Here is a 16,918-nt window from a genome sequence, read left to right as displayed (position 1 = left end):
GCAGGGCGCCTGAGGCCCCGGCGTTCGCCGGGGATGCGGTGAGATCTGGCGCCATCAGGTAGAGCAGGCGCCGCGCCATGGCCACGAGACTGGCAATGCGCAGCCAGCCTTCGGGCGCGAGGTGGTCGATATCCTGTTGGTCGAGCGGGAACATGGGCCCAAGCATGACACAGGTTTGGCGGGGGCGGAGAGACGGACGCTTGTCCTCGGGAGTCAGCCCCCGGTCATGTCGCTATAGAAGATCGAGATGCCGATGGAGATGAGGACGAGTCCGCCGCCGATCTCGGCGCGCTGGCCGAAGCGGACACCAAGCGCCGGGCCGATGGAGAAGCCGAGTCCACTGATGAGGAAAGAGGTGAGGCCGATGGCGAGGGCGAGCCAGACGCTGGTGCCGGCGAGCGCCATGGCCACGCCGACGGCGGCGGCATCGATACTGGTGGCAATGGCAGTGATAATGGTGCCGAGGGCCGTATTTCGGCGGGGCAAGGCGCTGTCGCCCGAGACCTCGTCAGGCTCGGCGCGCAGTCCTTCGCGGATCATGAGCGTGCCGATGGCCGCGAGCAGGACCAGCGCGACCCAGTGGTCGAAGGCCTCAGCATAGGCGGCGACACTGTGGGCGAGCCACCAGCCCAGCAGGAACATCAGCCCTTCACTCAGCCCGAAGACCGAGCCCACGCGCACTGCCTGAAGCGCGCTGTGCGTGCGTTGCTGGGCACCGCGCGCGAGGGCGGCGGCGAAAGCATCCATCGACAAAGCCAAGCAGACAAGGGCGAGGGTCAGGATTTCATGCATCGCGGGGCGGGTTCCTCAACAGCTCCGCTCCGCGTTGTCATGAAATGGGCCGGGACGCTAGAGGTTGGCGCGCAGCATCCAGGCGGTTTTTTCCGCGACGTCGGCGCGGCGCGTCATCAGGTCGACGGTGACAATGTCCTCGTTTTTCTCGGCGATCTTGAGGCCGATCTTGGCCGCCCGGCTGATCGCTTCATGGCCTTTGACAAGATTGGATATCATCGCGTCAGCATCCGGCACGCCATTGTCCGGTTTGATGGTCGCTTCTTCCAGCATTTCCGAGGAGGAGCCCGGCGCGAAATGGCCGAGGGCGCGGATGCGTTCGGCGATCTCGTCGAGCGCGGTCCACAGCTCTGTATACTGGGTCATGAACATGTTGTGCAGAGAGTTGAAGCGCGGCCCGCTGACGTTCCAGTGGTAGCCATGCGTCTTGACGTAGAGGGCATAGGTTTCGCCAAGCAAGACGCGCAGCGCCCGGGCGGACAATTCACGGGATTTTTCATTGAGGCCGATATCAATTAGCATGTTTTTCTCCTGTTTGTGTATAAGCTATACGCAACAGGTGGGTATTCGATCCCTATGATACCAATCGATACGTATTCATACGGCTATAGGCACAATCTATACCAAAGCGGCGCAGAAGCGCTGGATCCGGATGAGTGCTTCGGTCAGGGCCTCGGTTGACGTGGCATAGGAAATCCGGAACGCCGGGGACATGCCGAACGCCGCGCCGAACACGACGGCGACCTTTTCTGTTTCCAGCAATTCCGTGGCGAAATCCTCGTCCGTCTTGATGACATTACCCGATGGCGCCGTCTTGCCGATCATGCCGGCGCAGGACGGGTAGACATAGAAGGCGCCTTCCGGCGTCGGGCAGTGCAGGCCGGCGCATTTGTTGAGCCCTGCGACAACCATGTCGCGACGCTGCTGGTAGACGGCGCGGCGTTCGGCCATAAAATCCTGCGGGCCGTTGAGCGCTTCGAGGGCCGCATACTGGCTGATCGAGCAGGGATTGGAGGTGGTCTGGCTGATCACCTTGCCCATCGCCTTGATCAGCTTCTCGGGGCCGGCGGCATAGCCGATGCGCCAGCCGGTCATGGCATAGGCCTTGGAGACACCGTTCATGGTCAGTGTGCGGTCGTAGAGGGCGGGTTCGACCTGGGCGATCGTCCAATACTCGAAATCGTCATAGACGAGGTGTTCGTACATGTCGTCGGTGAGGATCCAGACATGGGGGTGGCGCAGGAGGACATCGGCGAGGCCGCGCAGCTCGGCCTTGGTATAGGCAGCGCCGGTCGGGTTCGACGGCGAGTTGAGGATGATCCACTTGGTGCGCGGCGTGATGACGGCTTCTAGCGCCTCGGGCGTCAGCTTGTAGTTCGAATTCGGTCCGCAGGGCGCGATGACGGGTTCGCCGCCGGCCATCAGAACCATTTCCGGATAGGAGACCCAGTAGGGCGCGGGCACGATGACCTCGTCGCCGGGATTCATCGTGGCGACGAGCGCGTTATAGATAACCGGCTTGCCGCCCGGGGCGACATGGACCTGAGAGGCCTTGTAGGCGAGGCCGTTCTCGCGGGCAAACTTGGCGCATATCGCCTCCTTAAGTTCCGGGATGCCGTCGGCGGGTGTGTACTTGGTCTTGCCGGTCCGGATCGCCTCGATGGCCGCGTCTTTGATATTGTCCGGCGTATCGAAATCCGGTTCGCCGGCGCCGAGGCCAATCACGTCATGCCCGGCGCGCTTGAGTTCCGCCGACTTGGTCGTGACGGCGATCGTGGCGGACGGCTTGACGCGCGCGAGTGCGTCGCTGAGGCGGATATCTGCGGACATTATCTGTGTATCCCGAAGTGGAGATTGCGCTGGTTGTGGAGGCTTGGCCTTAGTCTGCGCGGGCCATTGGGGCAAGCTTTTCCCCGATCGAGCACCATGCGGCGGCGGGACGCAGGGCCTTGCCGCCTGAGCGCCGATTGCTGCCGAATTTTGCCAATTGTGTAAATTTTACCGGATATCTTTATGAGAATTTCAACCATGACTGCGAAGATACAACATCTTGGACCCGGTTTGATGCCCGGTCCCAAGTTTTGAAGGATTGCTCAGAGGCCATGCCCGCATCAACAAGTTCCGCCTTTTCGGAAGAATTGTGGAACATGGTCGTCTGTCACGTCCAGAGCGCGTCGCATGACTTCGCGATCTGGACCGCCCGACTCAGCGATGGTGAGCGCGTCGTGGGCCTGTGCGTGTTTGCCCTGACGATTGTCATGATTTTCAGTTTCGGCGCCGGCTGGCTCTTCGAGGACAAGGCTGGCGTGGGTGAATTCGTTTCGACGCTGTTCTAGGCCTCGCATCGGCGGCGCGCAGGCGCTATCTGTAGGATCATGGAATCGCAGGATAATGACGTACCCACGCTACGCGGCGTAGACGTCATCAAGGACAATCTGAAACGACTGCCCGGCCGGCCCGGCGTCTATCGCATGTTCGGCGATGGCGGCGAGGTGCTGTATGTCGGCAAGGCGCGCGACCTGAAGGCGCGGGTGTCCAACTATGCGCGCCTGGGCGGGCATACGCAGCGGATCGCGCGGATGATCTCGATGACACGGCGCATGGAGTTCGTGGTCACCGAAAGCGAGACCGAGGCGCTGCTGCTGGAAGCGAGCCTGATCAAGAGCCTGAAGCCGCGTTTCAACGTGCTGCTGCGCGACGACAAGTCGTTCCCCTATATCCTGATCCGGCGCAATCATGAGGCGCCGCAAATCAAGAAGTATCGCGGCGCCAAGCATAATGAGGGCGACTATTTCGGCCCGTTCGCCAGTGCCGGGGCGGTGATGCAGACGCTGGACACGCTGCAGAAGGCGTTCCTGCTGCGGACCTGCGAGGACAGCGTGTTCAACGCCCGCACCCGGCCCTGCATGCTGCACCAGATCAAGCGCTGTTCGGCGCCGTGCGTGGGGCTGATCTCGAAAGAGGATTATACCGAGCTGGCCGATGAGGCGGCGGACTTCCTGCGCGGGAAGGCGGCCGACCTGCAAAAGCGGCTGGCATCCGAGATGGACGCCGCCGCCGAGGCGATGGAATTCGAGACGGCGGCGCGCCTGCGCGACCGGATACGGGCGCTGGCGCATGTGCGCGCGACGCAGGACGTGAACCCGGACGGGCTGGAAGAGGCGGACGTGTTCGCCATTGCCATGGAGGGCGGGATTTCCTGCGTGCAGGTCTTCTTCATCCGGGCCGGGCAGAACTGGGGCGCGACGGCGCACTATCCGCGCCATGACAGCGAGCAGACGATGGAAGAAGTGCTCGCGGCGTTCCTTGTGCAATTCTATGACAAGCGCCCGCCGCCGAAACTGATCCTCGTCAACGAGATGCCGGAACAGGCGCGCCTGATCGGCGAGGCGTTGGAACTGAAAGTGGACCGGAAGATCGAGATTCGCCGGCCCGAGCGCGGCTCCAAGCGGGATCTTGTCACCCAGGCTGAACGCAATGCAGCAGAGGCGGTGACCCGCAAGCTGGCCGAGACGGCGAGCCAGGCGCGGCTGCTGGACGAGGTGCAGAAAGTGTTCGAGCTGGAGAGCGTGCCGCAGCGGATCGAGATTTACGACAATTCGCACATCCAGGGCACGAATGCGGTGGGCGGCATGGTCGTGGCCGGGCCGGACGGGTTCATCAAGCAGGCCTATCGCAAGTTCAATATCAAGGATGAGACGATCGAGCCGGGCGACGATTACGGCATGATGCGCGAAGTGATGCGGCGGCGCTTTGCGCGCGGCCTGAAGGAAAAGGCGGTAGGCAATGACCGCAACTGGCCGGACGTTGTCCTGATCGATGGCGGTCTCGGTCAGCTGAACGCGGTGCTGGAAGCATTGGCGGAGCTGGGGCTCGGGCCCGACGACGTGACGCTGGTATCGATTGCCAAGGGCGTTGACCGCAATGCCGGGCGGGAACAGTTCTTCCGGCCGGGGCGGGCGCCGTTCAAGCTGCCGGAAACGGCACCGGTGCTGTATTACCTGCAGCGCCTGCGCGACGAGGCGCACCGCTGGGCGATTGGGGCACACCGGGCCAAGCGGTCCGCCGATATCGTGCGTTCGCCGCTGGACGAGATTGAAGGCATTGGCCCGACGCGCAAGAAGGCGCTGCTGCAGTATTTTGGCTCGGCGCGCGGCGTATCGCGGGCGAAAGTGGCGGACTTGATGGCGGTCGAGGGGGTGAACGAAGCGCTGGCGGAACGCATCTACGGGCACTTCAATAGCGGCTAGGGCCGGACGCCCTTCCGGTTGCAGTTGCAGGCCATCCGGTTGATGGTCCCGGAAACGGTTCCGGGAGGCTCCAGATGAAAATCACGCCGCTGCGTGTGATCTCACTCGCCATTGTCGCCTTTGTCGCGGTCAGCTTCCTGGGTGGGTCGGTGCTCGGACTGGCACCGGACCTGACGATTGAGGGTGAGGCGGCCATCGTGCGAGCGATGCCGGACGGCGCGGGTGAGGCATGGGCGTCCTATGGGGGTGACAAGGGGGGCGCGCGGTATGTGGCAGCCGACCAGATTACCCCGGACAATTTAACGGACCTGGAGATCGCCTGGACACTGGAGACCGGCGCGTTCAAAGGCCGGGAAGAGTCCAAGGCCCGGGCCGCCTTCGAGGCGCCGCCGCTCCGCGTGGAAGGATAGCTGGTTTTCTGTAAGCAATTCCAGGATGTGATCGCGGCCGATCCCGGCACCGGTACGGAGAAATGGCGCTACAATCCCGGCGTGGAAGCAACCGGGCATCCGGCCAACCAGTACACGTGCCGGGGCGTATCCTACTGGCAGGACAGCCTGGCGGACCCGGATGCGGCGTGCGCGTCGCGGGTGTATGTCGGGACGGTGGATTCGCGCCTGATTTCGCTCGATGCGCGGACGGGCACGCCGTGTGCGGACTTTGGCGATGGTGGGACGGTCAACGTCAAGCCGAGCATGGACCTGCGCTGGCCGGGCGAATACCAGATCACGTCGGCGCCGGCGATCATCGGCGATACGGTGGTCACCGGTTCGGCGATCAGCGACAGTTTGCGGACCGAGGCACCGCTGGGCACAGTGCATGCCTTCGATGCGCGCACGGGCGCTGCGAAGTGGCGGTTCAATCCGGTGCCGCAGGACCCGGACGATCCGGCGCTGGCAAGCTGGGCTGACGGCTCGGCAGCGCGAACGGGGCACGCGAATGTCTGGTCGACAATCTCGGTCGACGAGGCGCAGGGCCTTGTCATCCTGCCGACATCGAGCCCGAGCCCAGACTATTATGGCGGCAACAGGGTTGGCGACAATCGCTATGCCAATTCGGTCGTGGCGCTGAACGGCGAGACCGCCGACGTGGTGTGGAGTTTCCAGACCGTGCTCCACGGTCTCTGGGATTTCGACCTGCCGGCCCAGCCGGGACTCTACCAGGTCTGGCGTGATGGCGTGCCTCATGACGTGGTGGCGCAGGTGACCAAGACGGGCCTCCTGTTCGTGCTCGACCGGGACACGGGCGAGCCCTTCCTGCCGGTTGAGGAGCGGGCGGTGCCGCAAGGGGCCGTAGCGGGCGAGGTCCTGTCGCCGACCCGGCCATTCCCCGTCGCGACGCCGAATATCGTGCCGAACACGCTGAAGCCGGGCGACGCGTTCGGCGTCACGCTGTGGGACAAGATGGCGTGCGCGAAACAGATCAGGGCCTAGCGCGGCGACGGCCTGTTCACGCCGCCGACCGAGCAGGGGACGCTCGCCTATCCGTTCCAGGGTGGCGGCGCCAATTGGGGAAGTACAGCGTACGATCCGGCGCGCAATCTTCTGGTCGTGAATATGAGTTCGATCGGGGCCTTTGTGAGACTGACGCAGAAGACCGGCGAGGAGCGGCCGGTCGGGACGCTGAGCGACAGCGCTGAATATGCGCCGATGGAGGGCGCGCCCTATGGTATGACCCGGGGCGTGTTGATGTCGCCGTTGGGCCTGCCATGCACGCCGCCGCGCTGGGGCGTGATTGCGGGCATCAGCCTGGACTCGGGCCAGATTGTCTGGCGCCAGACCATCGGCACGACACAGGACCTGGCACCGGGCGGCCTGGCGCTGAAGATCGGCACGCCGAATATTGGCGGCCCGATGATCACGTCGGCCGGACTCGTGTTTATCGGTGCGACCATGGATGATTACGTGCGCGCGTTCGATGTTTTGACCGGGCGTGAGTTGTGGAAGGGGCGCCTGCCGGCGGGTGGCCAGGCAACGCCGATGAGCTTTGAATATGGCGGTCGGCAATATGTCGTGATCGCTGCCGGATCAAGGATCGAATCCCCGCTGAACAGGGGTTCTTAACGGTAATGAACGAGAGTGTCGGCCTATCTATAGGCCGGGGGCTTTCACACGCCCGGCATTGCAGCGACGGACGAATATTGTCACAATAGCGTCATGAAACATACTGGCATCAGCCTGAAACAGGGGATTGCCGACTTTGTGTCGGGTGTCTGGCTGCGTCCGCCGACGGCGCAGCAAGTGGCTGCGCTGTGCTGGCGGCAGGCGGGCAAGGGCCATGAAGTGCTACTTGTCACGACGCGGGGGCGAGGCCAGTGGATGGTGCCCAAGGGCTGGCCAAAGACGGATACGCCGGATGCCGACATGGCAGGGGTGGAGGCCTATGAGGAGGCGGGTGCGCGCGGCAGCGTGAACCCGGACCCTGTAGGCAGCTTCCATTTCGAGAAGCGGATCGGCCCCGGCACCATGATGGAGTGCGAGGCGACCGTCTACGCGCTGGAAGTCAGTGGGCTCGACCTGGAATTCCCGGAATCCGGCCAGCGCCAGATCGGCTGGTTTTCGCCAGCCGAGGCGGCAGCCAAGGTGGCATCGTCCGAGCTGAGCGCCCTGCTGACCCGTTTCGAACCCTGAACACCGCACGCTCGCCTGAAAATTCCGCCTAAAACCTGCCTCCGAATCCTGTCAGGCAGCGGAAAGCCATGCTAACGCGCGACCTTCAAGCGGCCAAGGAAGACGGAAACCCAAGCGACATGCCCAAGACCAACGGAATGAAACTGACCCTCGACAAGGACCTTTCAAAGGTCGGCCAGATCGAACAGGCGTCTCATTCGGTCGGCCGGGCGCTGCTGATGCCGGGTCTGGCCTTGGTTTTCATTGCCGTGTGCGCCGTGTTCGCGACAACGGTAACCGGAAGCGCGCCCCAATCCTATATTATCGTCGTAGCCGCAGCCGTCGGGGCCTATATGGCGCTGAATATCGGCGCGAACGATGTCGCCAACAATGTCGGTCCGGCGGTCGGGTCGAAGGCGCTGTCGATGATGGGCGCGCTGGCGATTGCTGCCGTGTGCGAAAGCGCGGGCGCGCTGATCGCTGGCGGCGACGTGGTCGGTACCGTATCGAAGGGGATTATCGATCCGGCCGGCCTGGCGGATTCGCGCACATTCATCCTGCTGATGATGTCGGCGCTGATTTCGGCCGCGCTCTGGATCAACCTTGCGACCGTTGTGGGTGCGCCGGTGTCGACAACGCACTCGATTGTCGGCGGCGTGGCCGGGGCAGGGATTGCGGCCGCCGGCATCGGGGCCGTCAACTGGCCAATGATGGGACAGATCGCAGCGAGCTGGGTGATCTCGCCTGTTCTGGGCGGGATCGTCGCGGCCCTGTTCCTGGCCTTTATCAAGACGGCGATCATCTACCAGGACGATAAGATCGCGGCAGCGCGCCGCTGGGTGCCGCTGCTGGTGGCGATCATGGCCGGCGCCTTCTCGACCTATCTGGCCACCAAGGGCCTGAAGCATATCATGGAGATCGACCTGCAGATGGCCGGCATGATCGGGCTCGGGGCGGCGGTGCTGACCTGGCTGATCTCAAGCCCGCTGATCAAGCGCCAGTCGCAAGGCATGGAAAACCGCAACAAGTCGCTGCGGGAATTGTTCAAGCTGCCGCTGATCTTCTCGGCGGCACTGCTATCTTTCGCGCACGGCGCCAACGACGTGGCTAATGCGATCGGGCCGTTGGCGGCGATTGTCACGACGGCGCAGTCAGGCGCCGTGGCGGCCAAGGTGGGCATCCCGCTCTGGGTGATGGCGATCGGTGCCCTCGGCATCTCGTTCGGCCTCGTCATGTTCGGGCCGAAACTGATCCGCATGGTTGGCGACCAGATCACCAAGCTGAATCCGATGCGGGCCTTCTGCGTCGCCCTGTCGGCGGCGATCACCGTTATTGTCGCTTCGGCATTCGGCCTGCCGGTGAGCTCGACGCATATCGCCGTGGGCGCCGTATTCGGCGTGGGATTCTTCCGCGAATGGTACACGGCGAACTCCCGGCGCCGCCGCGACTATATTGCCCGCAACCCGAGCAATCCCGATCGCGAGAAGGCCCCGACGAACGACCAGCCGCGCTATCGCCGCCTCGTGCGCCGTCACCATTTCATGACGATCATCGCGGCCTGGCTGGTCACCGTGCCTGCCGCCGGTGTGCTGTCGGCCGGGCTCTACCTCGTGTTCTCGACGCTGGGCTGAGGACGATCGATGCCATGCCCCATTGCCCCCGTGGCCGGGCACTGGCACATGGGCGGAATGGATTTCAAATGGATACCGAATGCGCTGACGATTGCCCGCTGTGTGTTTGCAGGCCTTGTCCTGTGGGGAATATGGAACGCGGAACTGGCGGGCCAGGCGGTGGCCGCCGCCACGCCGGATACGCCAGCCGACGACGTGCTGCGCCAGAGCATCATGCAACAGCTCTGGTTCCAGTTCGCCCTGCTGGGCTTTCTGTCCGGCGCGCTGACGGATTTCCTCGACGGCTATTTTGCGCGGCGCCTGAACGCGCAAAGCCGGTTCGGCGTCTGGCTCGACCCGATTGCCGACAAGCTGCTGGTCGGCACGGCGCTGCTCGGGCTCGCAATGGTGCTGAAGACCTGGCTGATCTATATCCCGGCTGCTGCGATCATCGGGCGTGATGTGTTCATGACTTGGCTGCGCACGACCCCGGCTGGCAAGGCGGTGGTCGATCCGTCCAACCTCGCCAAGTGGAAAACCGGTTTCGAGATGGCGGCGATCATCGGCCTGATGCTGCCGCTGGCCTTTGCGCCGGCAGACCTGGCGGTGGATGCGGGCGGCACGACACCGCTGGTGTTCCGCGTCGGTTCGCTATTGCTGGTTGGCATGTTGTGGATGGCCGCTGCGCTGTCGCTGCTGACAGGCTGGCGCTATATCCGCGCAGCCCGCGCCTGAGACGATCTTCGCGCATAAAAAAGACGCCGGTCCTACGGGAAGGAAGACCGGCGTCCAATTTGCTTTCTTGGCGCGCCGGACAAGGGGTGGGCCGGGTTGCCTCAAAAGAGATCATACTCGAATGGCCGGGAGGGGAAGTAACCGACCGTTCCCCTAGGTTAGGTTGCGGGTCTTAATGGCGGGTTAACATCCAAGGCGGGATTGGGGCGGAAATTCCCTAACACGGTCTGCATTCTGCCTGTCATCGGCCTCATTCGGGCCGGAAACCTAGGCAGATGAAACAGCGTATGCCTTCCGAGATAAAGTTTCTCGCCTTCATCCTGGCCGCGCTGGCCTTCCTGTGCTTGCCGGCCCTATTCGCCTTTGCCGGGGCGGATGAGTTGCCGAGAACGGCGCGTTCCGACGCCGCCTATGCGCAAAATGCCCCGTCATTGCGCGACGCGCTGCAGGCAGACGGGCTGGACCTGGGACAGCCGGTCTATCTGCGCATTACCAAGCAACCCGCCGAACTGACGGCCTATGTGGCGGCGGCTGACGGCGCGTACCATGCGTTCCGCACCTGGCCGGTGTGCAGCGTTTCCGGCGAACTCGGACCCAAGACCCGCGAAGGTGATGGGCAGGCGCCGGAGGGTTTCTATACGGTGACGCCTGCGGCGATGAACCCGGCGTCGCGCTACCATCTCTCATTCAATCTGGGCTTTCCGAACGCGCATGACCGGGCGCTGGGCCATACCGGCAGCTTCCTGATGGTGCACGGCGCGTGCGTTTCGGTCGGTTGTTTCGCCATGACGGATGCCGGAATCGCCGAGATATGGACCCTGATGCAGGCCGCCTTTGACGGCGGGCAGGCAGCGGTGCCTGTGCACACCTTCCCGTTTCCGATGACGCAGGAGAACCTGCAGCGCCATGCAGGCGAGGCGCCGGCCACCTTCTGGCAATCACTGGCGCCGGCCTGGGAGACGTTCGAGGCGACCGCCCGCGTGCCGCTGATCTCGGCGCAGGGCGGCGTCTATATGGTGCGGGCGGCCCAGTAGGGGCAGGCGCCCTGATCGCCATAGAGTTCGGCCAGGCGCTGGCGTGTGCCGGGCGTCGCACCGTCCGGCGGGCTGAGCGGATCAACCCAGGCTGTTTCAGCGATTTCGCCAATCGATGTCGCCCGTGTCTCGTCCCATGTGCCGTGCGGAATGCGGTAGAGCAGGACGTGGTCATTTCGGAAAACGTGGTGGTTTGAATAGAACCCGATGAGAAGGGGCGTGCCGGTGAGGCGGATGCCGCCTTCCTCCATCAGTTCACGGCGCAGGGCCTCGATCGCTGGTTCGCCGCGTTCGATGCCGCCGCCCGGCATGTACCAGCCTTTCACATAGGTGTGGCGCACGAGGCAAACGTGCCCTTCGGCGTTTTCAACGGCCGCGCGCACGCCCAGCGTCATCGGCCGGCGAAGGCGCGCATAGGACTGGAAAAGACGGGTGCGCAGGTTGGCCATGGCGCATGATAACGTGTCGATTGAGGCTCGCCAATCGCAACAACGCACGCTAAGGACGGAGCCGGAAACGAAACAGCCCCTAAAGAAAAAAGCGAGACGGTGTCATGATCCATCCCTCCCTGATTGCCATCGGCACGATCGTGCTGGTCTTCGGCATCCTGAACCTCATCGAATTCAAGCGTCTCGACTAGGGACGCACAGGCGCAATGCCGGACATTTCGCTGATCGCCGCCCTTGTCGGGGGGCTTGTTATCATGGCCTTCGCCGGGGACTTCCTGGTCAACGGAGCGATTGCGCTGGCGCACCGTCTCGGTGTGTCACCACTGATTGCCGGTATTTTCATTGTTGGTTTTGGCACCTCTGCGCCGGAAATGATCGTATCGCTGGACGCCGCGATGGAGGGCCGCGCCGGCCTCGCGCTAGGTAATATTGTCGGCTCGAACATTGCCAATGTCTGTCTTGTATTGGGCATTCCGGCGCTGATTTTCCCGTTCGTGGCCGGTGGCAGCGGACAGGGCCGGGCGCTTGGCGCGATGCTGATCGCAACGGCGCTGTGGATCGGCCTGACGGCGATCATGCCGCTGCACGCTGGCATCGGCCTGTTCTTCGTCCTGATCCTGTTTGGGTATTGCGGGTACACATTCCTTGCGGCGCGCCGGGCCGTGGCGCTGGGGATTGATCCGGGCGTTCCTCTCGACGAGACGCCGGGCATCAGTGTTCGCCGGGCGCTGGTCTATGTGCCGCTGGGCATTGCCGGTCTGATCCTCGGCGCGCAGCTGATCATTGCCGGCGGTGTGGGCGTCGCCGAGTTCTACAAAGTGCCGCAGGAATGGATTGGCCTGACTCTTCTCGCCATCGGCACGTCGATGCCGGAGATCGGCGCGAGTGTTGCCGCCGCCCTGCGCCGGCGCGGCGATATGGCCATCGGAAATATCCTCGGCTCGAACGTGTTCAATATCCTGGGTGCGGGCGGGATCATCTCCTTCTTCGGACCGATCAGCGTGGCCCCGACATTCCGCCAGTATGACCATTGGGCGATGGCCCTGGCTGCGGCGATCGTCGCCGCACTTATCCTGACCAAGGCCCGGATCGGGCGGCTGGTCGGGATACTGCTCCTGTTGCTCTATGCGATCTATGTTTACGGGCTGATCAACGGGTTCAACATTTTGGGCCTGTTCCAGCCGGCAGGCACATGACGCCCGGCGCGGCTCTCGTCACAGGCGCGGGTGTGCGGCTGGGCAAGGCGATGGCCGAAGCGCTGGGGCAGGACGGCTGGGCCGTGACCGTCCACTACCGGTCCTCGAAAGATGGCGCCGAAGCCACCAGGGCGGCGATTGAAGCGGGCGGTGGCCGGGCGGCGCTGGTGCAGGCAGACCTTTCAAACGAAACGGAGACGGCGGGACTGGTGGCGCGCGCCAGCGAGGCGCTGGGCCAGCCGATCAGCTTGCTGGTCAATTCCGCGTCCGTGTTCGCCGATGACAGCGCCGCTGGCCATAAGCGCGCGGACTGGGACACGCATTTCGAGACCAACCTGCGTGCGCCGGTACACTTGGCGCAGCAGATGGCCAACGGACTGCGTGCCAGCGAAAAGGGCCTCGTCGTCAACCTGATCGACCAGCGCGTCTGGAAACTGACACCGGAATTCTTCACCTATACATTGTCCAAGGCGGCGCTCTGGCAGGCGACCCAGACCCTGGCGCAGGCGCTGGCGCCGCATGTGCGGGTCAATGCCATCGGGCCGGGACCCACGCTGAAAAGTATTCACCAGACCGAAGAGACGTTCGCTGCCGAGACGCACGCGACGCTGACGGGGGAAGGGTCGAGCCCGGAAGAGATCGTGCGAGCGCTACGCTATTTCATCGCCGCGTCCAGCGTGACCGGCCAGATGATCGCGGCAGATGGCGGCCAGCACCTGATGTGGCAGACGCCCGACACGCAAGTCTGAGATGGCCTGACAAACACAAGCTGAACCTGAAGGTGGAGCATGAATTTCTCATCCGACACGTCCGCGCCCGCCCATCCGAATGTGCTCGCCGCGATTGCCCGTGTGAATTCCGGCATGGAGCCGAGCTATGGTGCAGACAGTGTAACGGCGCGGGTGCGCTTGCTGCTGAAAGATGCGTTCGAGACGGGTGATTTCGATGTCTGGATGACGGCCTCCGGCACGGCGTCCAACGCGCTGGCGCTGTCCTGCTTCTGCCCGCCGACGGGCGCCGTGCTTTGCCATGAAGAGGCCCATATCCAGCGCGATGAGCGCGGCGCGCCGGAGTTCTTCTCGGGCGGCGGCAAGCTGTCGCTGCTGCCCGGGAAGGGGGCCAAGATTGACGAGGCGGCCTTGCGCGACGCCCTTGCGGCGATCCAGCCAGGCTTCGTGCACGAGACACCGGCGCAGGTCCTGTCTCTGACCAACCTCTCTGAATGCGGCCTTGCTTATAGTACGGACGAGGTGCACCGGTTCGCCGCGCTGGCGCATGGGCACGGGCTTGATGTGCATCTGGATGGCGCGCGGCTGGCGAACGCGCTGGTGAAGACCGGGGCAAGCCCGGCGGAGATGAGCTGGAAAGCCGGGGTCGACGTGCTGACGCTTGGCCTGACCAAGACGGGCGCAATGGGCTGCGAGCTTATCCTTCTGTTCGGCAAGGCGCGGGAAAAATGGGGGGAATTGCAGGCGCGGGCGAAACGCTCTGGCCACATGCCGCCCAAGATGCGCTTTCTGGCGGCGCAGGCCGAAGCGATGCTGGATGGCGGCCTGTGGCTGGATCTCGCCGGGCGGGCCAATGCGAAGGCGACGCGGCTGGCAGCGGTTCTGATCGCGCAGCCGGGTGTGCACCTTGCCTTCAAGCCCGATGGCAATGAAGTGTTCGTGCGCTTGCCAGAGGGGCTGGCGGAGCGTCTGACGGCAGCAGGGGCGAAGTTCTATCCCTGGCCGGGGGGCTGCCACCGGTTCGTGTGTTCATGGTCAACGACCGACGATGAAATCGCGGCGGTCGAAACGGCGATGGGCTGACCCGGTCAGGCGCTAAGGGCGCCGCCGAGCCAGGACTGCAGGTGTTCGATCTTCGCTTGGGTGTTGATCGGCGCTTCCTCGGCACCGCCGAGCAGTGTCTGGTGGATCGAGATGAACAGGAGCGGTGCCATCGCGGCGAAGGCGGCAGCGCGTAGCGCGTCCCGGGTTCGCGGGGCACCCGGCGTGCCTTTCAGCTTGATGATGATCGATTCAAGGCCCGGTTCGAGCAAGAATTTCAGGTAGGCCCGTCCGGCGATTTCGTCTGCGATGCCCTCGATCAGGCCGAAGGCGTGGGCGCGGGTGAACTGGCCATATTGCATGCCGGCATCCGCAATGCGGTAATATTCCTCTAGCGCTTCGGTCGGGTTGGTCGCAGGATGGGCGACCAGTTCCCATATCCATTTGCCGCGGTTTCCCATGTTCTCGAGGATTGCCGCAACGACGCCCTGGCGGTCGTCGAAATAGTGGCGCAGGGTCGGCTCGGACGCTTGGGCCGCGATGGCGAACTGGCGCAGTGACGGTCGGCGCAGGTCAGCGGTGAGTGCAAAATCCGTCAGCGCATCGACCAGCGCCATTCGCTTTTGTTCAAAATCGTGGTTGCGCGCCCCTACCGGTCTCGACATGGTCAACTCCCGGGTGAAATGGACGGTCCCCCCAACAAGAACCATTCTCAATTCACTCATACGGCTTTTGCTCTATCTGGCAACCTATAATATTTACTACAGGTTAGCCAATTTCCCAGCAGCGACACCACACGGATTTGTTGCCGCGGGCGGACCAAAATCAACGTTTTTCGGTAGCTCGTCGGAATGATTTCAGCGCCAATCTGGCCTTGCAGGCGATCGTCGGATACCGGAGTGTCGCAATCAGTCAGAGAATGCTTCACCGAGCCAGGTCTGAAGCAGCCCGATGGTCGCCTGGCTGTCGATCGGCGCTTCCTCGGCACCGCCCAGCAGTGTCTGATGTATTCCCATGAAGATTAGAGGCGAGAGGATGGCGAAGGCGGCCGCGCGGCAGCTCCAATGCGGACTTCGGAGAACCGGGTGTCGCGGTCAATTTTTCGGTGTTCGCGGTGAGGGCTGGCTCCAGCATGTATTTGAGGTAGGCCTTGCCCGCAGTGTCTTCGGCGATCCCTGCGATCAGCCCGACCGCATGCGCGCGCGTGTACATCTCGAACTGCGGGCCTGGCGTGGCGACCTTGTAGTAGTCTTTGACCGCGTTGGTGATGCTGTCTGACGGTGCCGCGAAGTCGCCACGGACCGATCGCCCGAATGTGCCCATATATTCGAGGATGGCGACGACAACGCCCTGCCGATCCTTGAAATAGTGGCGGAGCGTCGGTTCGGATACGTCGACTGCTTTCGCGAACTGGCGCAGCGATGTACGGCGCAGTTCCGCCGTGACGGCGAATTGGGACAAACCTTCAACGAGCGCGTTGCGCTTCTGTTCAAAATCGTGGTTGCGTACCCTCGCAGGTCGCGCCATTATCAACTTCCGATAGAGGCATATGGTCCCCCGACCAAGAACCCGTCTTGGCCTGATCTCACGATTTTTCGTTCCTCTTGCAAACCACAATAGTTACTGCAGATCAGCAATTTTTCCCACAGGCGGTGCCATCAGGATTTCCTTGGGGTTGGCGGCTCAATTTCTATTTTTTTTTAGAGCGGCAGCGGAGAATTCGTCCGATGCTATCTTGTCGTCTGTCGCGGTAATTTCTGGACCCTGTCGACGGAGCGCGGCAAGACTGGAACCGAACAAAGGGGAGTCGATCATGACGACATTATTCCGCGCGGGCCTGATCTGCGCGCTCCTGGCGACCTCGACACTGGTGGGCTGTGCCTCGACTTATTACGGCGCGATGGAGCAGATCGGGTTCGAGAAACGCGACCTGCTGGTTCAGCGCGTCACGGATGCCGCCGTCAGCCAGGAGAATGCGAAGGTCGAGTTCGCCAATGCGCTTGAGGCCTTCCGGGCTGTGGTCAATGTCGATGGCGGCGAGCTGGAGTCGACCTATGACGCCTTGTCCGACACCTATGACCGTTCAGAGGACAAGGCGGACAAGGTGCGCGCCCGCATCAAGGAAGTGAAAGGCGTCGCGCGCGACCTGTTCCGGGAGTGGAATGTCGAACTGACCGAATATTCCGATGCGGGCTTGCGCCGGTCTTCGGCCCAGCAACTGGCAGCGACCGAGGCGCGCTATGACACGCTGGTCGCGAAGATGGACAAGGCGGCCGCCTCGATGGACCCGGTCCTGGCCGTGTTTCATGACCGCGTCCTGTACCTGAAGCATAATCTCAACGCCCGCGCGATTGCGTCACTGGGCGCCGAGACGGCAGACCTTGAAACCGATGTCGCCGGCCTGATTGCCGAGATGGAGCGCTCGATTGCCGAGGCCGATGCCTTCATAGCCGAAATGCGCGCGGGCAGCTGAG

19 protein-coding genes are annotated in these 16,918 nt (G+C 63.3%); 13 read left to right on the top strand and 6 right to left on the bottom strand.

Annotated features, from left to right (window positions below; translation table 11 throughout):
- Nucleotides 1–213 precede the first annotated feature (213 nt).
- The 3 genes from ACESNB_RS10360 to ACESNB_RS10350 all read right to left on the bottom strand — a co-directional run bounded on the left by ACESNB_RS10360 (nucleotide 214) and on the right by ACESNB_RS10350 (nucleotide 2,622).
- Nucleotides 214–792: a manganese efflux pump MntP family protein gene (locus tag ACESNB_RS10360; RefSeq protein WP_373006959.1), complete on the bottom strand. Its 579-nt coding sequence runs from the start codon at nucleotides 790–792 to the stop codon at nucleotides 214–216.
- Between the two features lie 57 nt (nucleotides 793–849).
- Nucleotides 850–1,314: a Dps family protein gene (locus ACESNB_RS10355; RefSeq protein WP_373006957.1), complete on the bottom strand. Its 465-nt coding sequence runs from the start codon at nucleotides 1,312–1,314 to the stop codon at nucleotides 850–852.
- Between the two features lie 96 nt (nucleotides 1,315–1,410).
- The gene (locus tag ACESNB_RS10350) at nucleotides 1,411–2,622 is read right to left on the bottom strand and encodes a pyridoxal phosphate-dependent aminotransferase (protein WP_373006955.1); all 1,212 of its coding nucleotides are present in this window, start codon (nucleotides 2,620–2,622) and stop codon (nucleotides 1,411–1,413) included.
- A 272-nt stretch (nucleotides 2,623–2,894) separates the two neighbouring features.
- Between ACESNB_RS10350 and ACESNB_RS10345 the strand changes: the two genes are divergently transcribed.
- From ACESNB_RS10345 to ACESNB_RS10305, 9 genes are all read left to right on the top strand, one after another.
- The gene (locus tag ACESNB_RS10345; RefSeq protein ID WP_373006953.1) at nucleotides 2,895–3,128 is read left to right on the top strand and encodes a hypothetical protein; all 234 of its coding nucleotides are present in this window, start codon (nucleotides 2,895–2,897) and stop codon (nucleotides 3,126–3,128) included.
- 39 nt (nucleotides 3,129–3,167) lie between these two features.
- Nucleotides 3,168–5,042, top strand: coding sequence for an excinuclease ABC subunit UvrC (uvrC, locus tag ACESNB_RS10340; RefSeq protein ID WP_373006951.1), 1,875 nt, complete (start codon nucleotides 3,168–3,170; stop codon nucleotides 5,040–5,042).
- A 74-nt stretch (nucleotides 5,043–5,116) separates the two neighbouring features.
- Nucleotides 5,117–5,452 carry a hypothetical protein gene (locus ACESNB_RS10335; RefSeq protein WP_373006949.1) on the top strand — a complete coding sequence of 112 codons (336 nt, stop codon included), beginning with the start codon at nucleotides 5,117–5,119 and terminating at the stop codon, nucleotides 5,450–5,452.
- Nucleotides 5,453–5,479: 27 nt separating this feature from the next.
- On the top strand, nucleotides 5,480–6,475 hold the full coding sequence (locus ACESNB_RS10330) for a hypothetical protein (protein WP_373006947.1): 996 nt from the start codon (nucleotides 5,480–5,482) through the stop codon (nucleotides 6,473–6,475).
- Nucleotides 6,476–6,598: 123 nt separating this feature from the next.
- A complete protein-coding gene (locus tag ACESNB_RS10325) occupies nucleotides 6,599–7,105 on the top strand; it encodes a PQQ-binding-like beta-propeller repeat protein (RefSeq protein WP_373006945.1) in 507 nt (168 codons plus the stop codon).
- 93 nt (nucleotides 7,106–7,198) lie between these two features.
- On the top strand, nucleotides 7,199–7,672 hold the full coding sequence (locus ACESNB_RS10320) for an NUDIX hydrolase (RefSeq protein ID WP_373006943.1): 474 nt from the start codon (nucleotides 7,199–7,201) through the stop codon (nucleotides 7,670–7,672).
- Nucleotides 7,673–7,791: 119 nt separating this feature from the next.
- Nucleotides 7,792–9,282: an inorganic phosphate transporter gene (locus ACESNB_RS10315; RefSeq protein ID WP_373006961.1), complete on the top strand. Its 1,491-nt coding sequence runs from the start codon at nucleotides 7,792–7,794 to the stop codon at nucleotides 9,280–9,282.
- Between the two features lie 9 nt (nucleotides 9,283–9,291).
- Nucleotides 9,292–9,996, top strand: coding sequence for a CDP-alcohol phosphatidyltransferase family protein (locus tag ACESNB_RS10310; RefSeq protein WP_373006941.1), 705 nt, complete (start codon nucleotides 9,292–9,294; stop codon nucleotides 9,994–9,996).
- A gap of 275 nt (nucleotides 9,997–10,271) precedes the next feature.
- A complete protein-coding gene (locus tag ACESNB_RS10305) occupies nucleotides 10,272–11,030 on the top strand; it encodes a murein L,D-transpeptidase family protein (RefSeq protein ID WP_373006939.1) in 759 nt (252 codons plus the stop codon).
- Here the strand turns inward: ACESNB_RS10305 and ACESNB_RS10300 are convergent.
- A complete protein-coding gene (locus ACESNB_RS10300) occupies nucleotides 11,006–11,479 on the bottom strand; it encodes an NUDIX domain-containing protein (protein WP_373006937.1) in 474 nt (157 codons plus the stop codon). The genes ACESNB_RS10305 and ACESNB_RS10300 overlap by 25 nt on opposite strands.
- 206 nt (nucleotides 11,480–11,685) lie before the next feature.
- Here ACESNB_RS10300 and ACESNB_RS10295 point away from each other — a divergent pair, with 206 nt between their 5' ends.
- Genes ACESNB_RS10295 through ACESNB_RS10285 form a run of 3 tightly spaced genes read left to right on the top strand, consistent with a single transcriptional unit; the run spans nucleotide 11,686 to nucleotide 14,486 of the window.
- The gene (locus ACESNB_RS10295) at nucleotides 11,686–12,675 is read left to right on the top strand and encodes a calcium/sodium antiporter (protein ID WP_373006935.1); all 990 of its coding nucleotides are present in this window, start codon (nucleotides 11,686–11,688) and stop codon (nucleotides 12,673–12,675) included.
- The gene (locus ACESNB_RS10290) at nucleotides 12,672–13,424 is read left to right on the top strand and encodes an SDR family oxidoreductase (RefSeq protein WP_373006933.1); all 753 of its coding nucleotides are present in this window, start codon (nucleotides 12,672–12,674) and stop codon (nucleotides 13,422–13,424) included. The genes ACESNB_RS10295 and ACESNB_RS10290 overlap by 4 nt, the downstream gene beginning before the upstream one ends.
- Before the next feature lie 39 nt (nucleotides 13,425–13,463).
- Entirely contained in the window at nucleotides 13,464–14,486 is a 1,023-nt protein-coding gene (locus ACESNB_RS10285) for a low specificity L-threonine aldolase (RefSeq protein WP_373006931.1), read from the top strand.
- Nucleotides 14,487–14,491: 5 nt separating this feature from the next.
- On the opposite strand, the gene ACESNB_RS10280 is transcribed toward ACESNB_RS10285, so the two are convergent.
- Nucleotides 14,492–15,109, bottom strand: coding sequence for a hypothetical protein (locus ACESNB_RS10280; RefSeq protein WP_373006929.1), 618 nt, complete (start codon nucleotides 15,107–15,109; stop codon nucleotides 14,492–14,494).
- Nucleotides 15,110–15,368: 259 nt separating this feature from the next.
- Entirely contained in the window at nucleotides 15,369–15,971 is a 603-nt protein-coding gene (locus ACESNB_RS10275; protein WP_373006927.1) for a TetR/AcrR family transcriptional regulator, read from the bottom strand.
- A gap of 286 nt (nucleotides 15,972–16,257) precedes the next feature.
- Here ACESNB_RS10275 and ACESNB_RS10270 point away from each other — a divergent pair, with 286 nt between their 5' ends.
- The gene (locus tag ACESNB_RS10270; RefSeq protein WP_373006925.1) at nucleotides 16,258–16,917 is read left to right on the top strand and encodes a DUF2959 domain-containing protein; all 660 of its coding nucleotides are present in this window, start codon (nucleotides 16,258–16,260) and stop codon (nucleotides 16,915–16,917) included.
- Nucleotide 16,918 lies beyond the last annotated feature (1 nt).

The sequence above is a fragment of the Hyphomonas sp. genome, from assembly GCF_041689225.1.
Taxonomy (GTDB): domain Bacteria; phylum Pseudomonadota; class Alphaproteobacteria; order Caulobacterales; family Hyphomonadaceae; genus Hyphomonas.
This window is presented reverse-complemented; position numbering and strand designations above follow the sequence as displayed.